At 38.5% G+C, this 5697-nt stretch carries 5 protein-coding genes; 4 read left to right on the forward strand and 1 reads right to left on the reverse strand.

The window, feature by feature from the left end:
- Together WBA23_RS00305 and WBA23_RS00310 are read left to right on the forward strand one after the other, a co-directional pair.
- On the forward strand, positions 1-927 hold a 927-nt coding region (locus tag WBA23_RS00305), incomplete at its 5' end, for a hypothetical protein (RefSeq protein ID WP_424580231.1).
- 15 nt (positions 928-942) lie between these two features.
- Positions 943-1374, forward strand: coding sequence for a hypothetical protein (locus WBA23_RS00310; protein ID WP_424580232.1), 432 nt, complete (start codon positions 943-945; stop codon positions 1372-1374).
- Between the two features lie 190 nt (positions 1375-1564).
- Here the strand turns inward: WBA23_RS00310 and recA are convergent, their stop codons facing one another.
- Positions 1565-2644 (reverse strand): recombinase RecA, encoded by a 1080-nt coding sequence (recA, locus tag WBA23_RS00315; protein WP_424580233.1) that lies wholly within the window; start codon positions 2642-2644, stop codon positions 1565-1567.
- 336 nt (positions 2645-2980) lie between these two features.
- On the opposite strand from recA, the gene WBA23_RS00320 reads away from it, so the two are divergent.
- Both WBA23_RS00320 and WBA23_RS00325 read left to right on the forward strand, forming a co-directional pair.
- Positions 2981-4615 (forward strand): hypothetical protein, encoded by a 1635-nt coding sequence (locus WBA23_RS00320; protein WP_424580234.1) that lies wholly within the window; start codon positions 2981-2983, stop codon positions 4613-4615.
- 125 nt (positions 4616-4740) lie between these two features.
- Positions 4741-5697: aminopeptidase (locus WBA23_RS00325; RefSeq protein WP_424580235.1), on the forward strand; the 957-nt coding region annotated here is incomplete at its 3' end.

Here is a 5697-nt window from a genome sequence, read left to right on the forward strand (position 1 = left end):
CATCAAATCCAGAAACTTTGCATGAAAAAATTATCTCTACTGATTGGTGCCGGATTGATTTTATTGTGGTCCTGTGATTCAGGGTCAAAAATAGATGAACAAGCATTTCTTGATAGTCTGGAGACTACTGAGAGTGACAATACTGTAATTTCAGAAGAGGTATTGGAGAGTATTCTCCAGCAGATTCCCTCTCCTTTAGAAATCGCGGTACTTCTTAAAGAGTCAGGCACAAACTATGATATTGAGTTACTCAACGGTACTGACAATCTCTCTAATTATAATAGCAATTTTAAGAAAGCACTCAATCTAGGGGTTTACGGCACCGATCTAGGTTACACCAATATCTACGAACAAAACCAAGATGCTTTTAAGTATCTTACCGCTATTCGGGACTTAGCTGAAGGTTTAAGCATTGGTCAATTTTTTGACTTTGGAGTAATTCGCCGTTTAGCGACGAATAGCCGCAATCTTGATTCGCTACTTCTTATTACTACCAAAAACTTTAACAATATTAATGCTTCTCTACAGGAGCAACAACGAGCCAATTTGAGTGTGCTCTTACTAACCGGAGGATGGTTGGAAGCGCTTCATATTATCTGTCAAGTGACTGAACGAAATATGAATAATGAGGAGCTGAAAGAACGTATTGGAGAGCAGAAAATTATTCTGGAGAATATTATGTTGCTATTATCGTTTTACAGCGAAAGTAATCCTAATATAAAGGAGCTATTCAATAAAATGAGCGAACTACAAGCTCAGTTTGATAGTATTGAAATTACGCAGACATACGCTGAGTCAACTCTTGAAGAAGTAAATGGTATTGTAACTATCTCAAATAATAGTACAACTACTATTAACATTACCGATGAAAATGTTGCTGAAATTTCTCGTATTACCTCTTCCATCCGAGATTATATCATTAAATAAATGCCACGCAATTATATGAAAGCGATAGTAGGTGTATTGAGTATAGTACTTGGTTTATTTCTGAATGTGTCACTGGCTAATGCGCAGTGCGATCCGTCCGTACACACGGAAGCTTGTATCCCTCAGTTAGCTGATGGCTTTAATTTTGTGAAAAGTTATGAAGTTAACGGTGAGGGCGGTACGAAAGAAAAGGTAGAATATTCATACGTTTTTGCTAAAGGCACTCAGTACTTTCTGAATATTTGTGCTGCTGGTGATCAGACCGATGGTATTATAGTAAGTCTATATGATTCTAATCGGAAAAAAGTGGGAACTAGCTTTGCGAACGGTAATTTTAACAAAGGGATTATTTATCCTTGCAATGCAACAGGTATTTACTATATCACATTTACTTTTGATGGTTCTCAAAACCACTGTGGTGGAGCTGTTTTAGGATTCAAACGCTGATTCAGGAAAATGCATTAACCAAAAGAGTCTCGCGTAGAGGCTTTTTATGTTTATAGAACAGGGTAGACAGTTATCTTTCACTTATTGATAAGCACGTTGTTTCGCGAAATTACTCTGCTTCTATAGACAATAGAAAGTAAAAAACCGCTTGAGAGCGGTTCTTTACTTTATGCTATGTTTAAGATCAACACTACTTTTTACCGTTAGACGAAGCTGCTGCCGCCTCCTCAGCTAGTTGAGCAGTGTCGGCATCACTATCTTCTGGGGTGTCTTCCACACCATTTATCTTGTTTCTGATCTTTAATTCTATCTCACCCATTAATTCAGGATTATCCAGCAGAATGCGCTTTACAGCATCTCGGCCCTGTCCTAACTTTTCACCATCATAAGAGAACCAAGAACCCGATTTTTTTACAATCTCCATCTCTACTCCCAAATCAAGAATTTCACCTACTTTAGAGATTCCTTCTCCGTACATTATATCAAACTCAACTACTTTAAACGGAGGGGCTACCTTATTCTTCACCACTTTTACCCGAGTACGATTACCAGTAACATTATCAGCGCTTTCCTTAATTTGCCCAATACGACGGATATCTAAGCGAACGGATGCATAAAATTTCAAGGCGTTACCTCCGGTAGTAGTTTCTGGATTTCCGAACATTACCCCAATTTTTTCCCGCAGCTGATTAATAAAAACGCAAGTACATTTAGTCTTATTAATAGCCCCAGTAAGTTTTCGTAGTGCTTGCGACATAAGGCGAGCTTGTAGTCCCATTTTGCTATCACCCATCTCACCTTCCAGTTCACCTCGAGGAACTAGTGCGGCTACTGAGTCAATTACGATAATATCAATTGCCCCAGAGCGAATCAAGTGTTCAGCGATTTCTAACGCCTGCTCACCATTGTCGGGTTGAGAGATTAATAAATTTTCGGTATCAATGCCTAATTTCTCAGCATAGCTACGGTCGAAGGCGTGTTCGGCATCTACTATAGCTGCAATACCACCAGCTTTTTGAGCTTCAGCAATGCAATGCATAGCTAAGGTAGTTTTTCCAGAAGATTCCGGTCCGTATATTTCTACCACTCGACCCCGAGGAACACCACCTACCCCCAAAGCAATGTCCAACCCTAGTGATCCAGTAGGAATAGCAGGAATATTTTCTACCCGCTCGTCACTTAATTTCATTACGGAACCTTTGCCATAGGTTTTGTCCAGTTTATCAATAGTTAATTGAAGGGCTTTTAATTTTTCTGTTTGATCGCTCATAAATTAGTGATATGGTTGATAAGCAAATATACTTTTTTTAAGTATTTATTACAAGAATATTACGTGAAATAAGAACGCTATATTTGAATGCAGAGTTTCTAACTATTTGTAAATTTATTAGAAGTTGAACTCAATATAAACGATTGTGTTGCCAGCTACCAAATTAACTGTGAAAAACAAGAAGAAATTTTTTACCTAAAGATACACTAAAAATAAGGCAATAAAACTATAATACGCAGTTAGCTTGAAGCATAGTAGCTAATTTCTTACGTAGGATAGATTTGGAAAAATGAGCGCATCTATTGATCGCTTCCTTCGCTATTTTTAAACAAAAAGATGAAGTGCATTTTTTCGTTTAAGTTAGTTTTCTGGTTTAGCGTGATAGTCACTGTTGCCCAGCCTCGCAATCGGGAGGTTGACATTCGTTGGGGAGAAACAGTGCGGGTATCCAGAAGTTCAACGCTGGAAGATATAATCGGCTATGACTCTGACGGAGTATATACCATCCGCAAATCTGAAAGTATGTACGCTAATAGCATACTTAACCTTTCTTCTTTTAAGGCAATAGAGCGGTATGACCATAACATGAATCTGGTACGGTCGGTGGAGGTTGATTTAAGGCACGAGAATCATCGGAAGAGAAGATTTGAGCAGGTAATTCTTTATCACGGAAAACTTTTGCTCTTCACATCTTTTCCTAATAAAGACAAAAAACAAAATCAGTTATTTGTTCAGGAGGTAGATAAGGAGACACTATTTGCCGAAAAAAAACTTCATGCAGTTGCCACTATCAATTATGAAGGGCACAGCCGCTACAATAGCGGTACCTTTGATTATACTATTTCGCGTGACTCATCGAAGCTACTTATCTTTTACCAATTACCCTACGAGAAAGAAGAAATCGAACGATTTGGGTTTCATGTATTCGATAATAAGTTCGACTTATTATGGGAGAAGCAAATTACACTCAACTATCAGGAAGAATTATTTGATATAGCGCAGTACCGAGTAGACAATCAAGGTGATATTCATATTTTAGGAAAACTGTTTGATAAGAAGAGAAAAGAGAAACGAAAGGGAGAAGCAAACTACAAGTATCAAATACTAAGCTACTGGAACAAAGGAGAGGAACTGGTTGAGTATCCGGTAGAAATGTCCGGAATCTACCTCAACAACATGCGGATTACTATTGACGATAACCAGAATATTGTATGCGCTGGATTTTATTCAGAGGAAGGAAGTAATGGTATGAAAGGAAGCTATTTCTTAACAATTGATAAGAAAAGCCGAGAAGTCGTTAAAAAAACGCATAAAGCATTTAGTGCTGATTTTATGGCGCAAGGCATGAAAAAACGTCAGGCTAAGAAGACGAAGAATAAAATGGCGAAGGATAAAGATGTAGAGCTATTCAACTACAATCTAAATGAACTAATTTTGCGAGACGATGGTGGGGCAGTTTTAGTGAGCGAGCGAGCCTACACCAAGCAAATTCAGCGAAGTAGTACCGACGGAATGCCGAATGGCCGAAGTTACACCCGATACTACTACCATAATATTGCCGTAGTTAGCTTAAATTCAGCAGGAGTAATTGACTGGGCGCAAAAAATTCCAAAATGGCAAATAACGGACCGAGATGGTGGGTTTTATTCTTCGTACGCCATAGCAGTGATTAACGATAAGTTGCATTTCATATACAATGATCACCCGAAGAATTTAGACGCGAAATCTAGTAAAATTCATAACTTCAGCCTGAAGAGAAACAAAGCTATTGTTGTGATGGTAACAATAGATAGTCAAGGTAAGCAAAAGAAACAATCGTTGTTTTTAGCCGCTGATGCCCAAACAATTACGCGCCCTAAAGTATGCGAACAAATTTCTGATACAGAGCTTATTGTGTTTGGTCAACGAAAGAAAAAGCAGCGATTAGCAAAGTTAAGCTTTGGTAAGAGTCGGCAATTATCTAATCGGTAGACCATTGTTAACAGTCAATTGCAACATGCATTGGTGGCCAGATTAACCTCTCAATACCTATATATTTACCTACATTTCTTATAGCTTAGAGGTTCATTACACAAAATGAATACTACACACGTGAGATGGTAAAAAAAGTAGGAATAGGACTTTTGGTGTTGTTAATAATCTGCCTAATCTGGCAGCATGAGTTGGTTAATTACGGCATTATGCAAGCTAAAGGCCAGATTAAAGTGCTCTGGAATGCTCGTCCGATCGATGAACTACTGGCCGATCCGCAGGTGGCTGATTCATTAAAACAAAAAGTGCAACTGGTGCAGGAAGTGAAGAAATTTGCTATAGACAGTTTAGGAGTAAATGATTCAGGTAGCTACGGCAGTGTATATGATCAAAAGGGTAAGCCAATACTGTGGGTTATTACAGCGACTGAACCTTTCTCGCTTAAAGATCGGAAATGGAACTTCCCTCTACTGGGGACATTCTCTTATAAAGGTTTTTTCAACTACCAAACAGCTTTAAAAGAAAAAGGGCAGCTGGCCGAACAAGGGTTAGATACGGGCATTAGAACGGTGAGTGCTTGGAGTACCTTAGGTTTTTTTGACGACCCTATTTTATCGCAATTGCTTTTTAGAACAGAGGGGCAGGTCGCTAATACCATCATTCACGAACTCACGCACGGCACTATTTTCGTGAAAGATAGTTTGCAGTTGAATGAGAATATTGCTTCGCTCATTGGTGATCAAGGAGCACTTGTTTTTTTATCTCATAAATATGGTTCTCAATCTGATGAAGTGCGGGAATATACTCGCTATTTAGAAGATCGTAGAAGGTATATCAACCATATGTTACGCGGAACGGATCAACTAGATAGTCTGTATGAATCTTTTTCCGATGATTTAGCAAAGGAGATAAAAATCAATAAGAAGGAAGCGCTGATTCAAGCAATAGTAGCAACCACTGATACACTCAATCTTAGAACTAGCCAGTATCGGAAAGTAAGAGATAAACTGAAAAATTCAGACAAACTTCCTAATAATACGTTTTTCAAATCGTATGTGCGCTACCGTCGGAATATAGATGAC

This window comes from Tunicatimonas sp., assembly GCF_049647865.1.
Taxonomy (GTDB): domain Bacteria; phylum Bacteroidota; class Bacteroidia; order Cytophagales; family Cyclobacteriaceae; genus Tunicatimonas.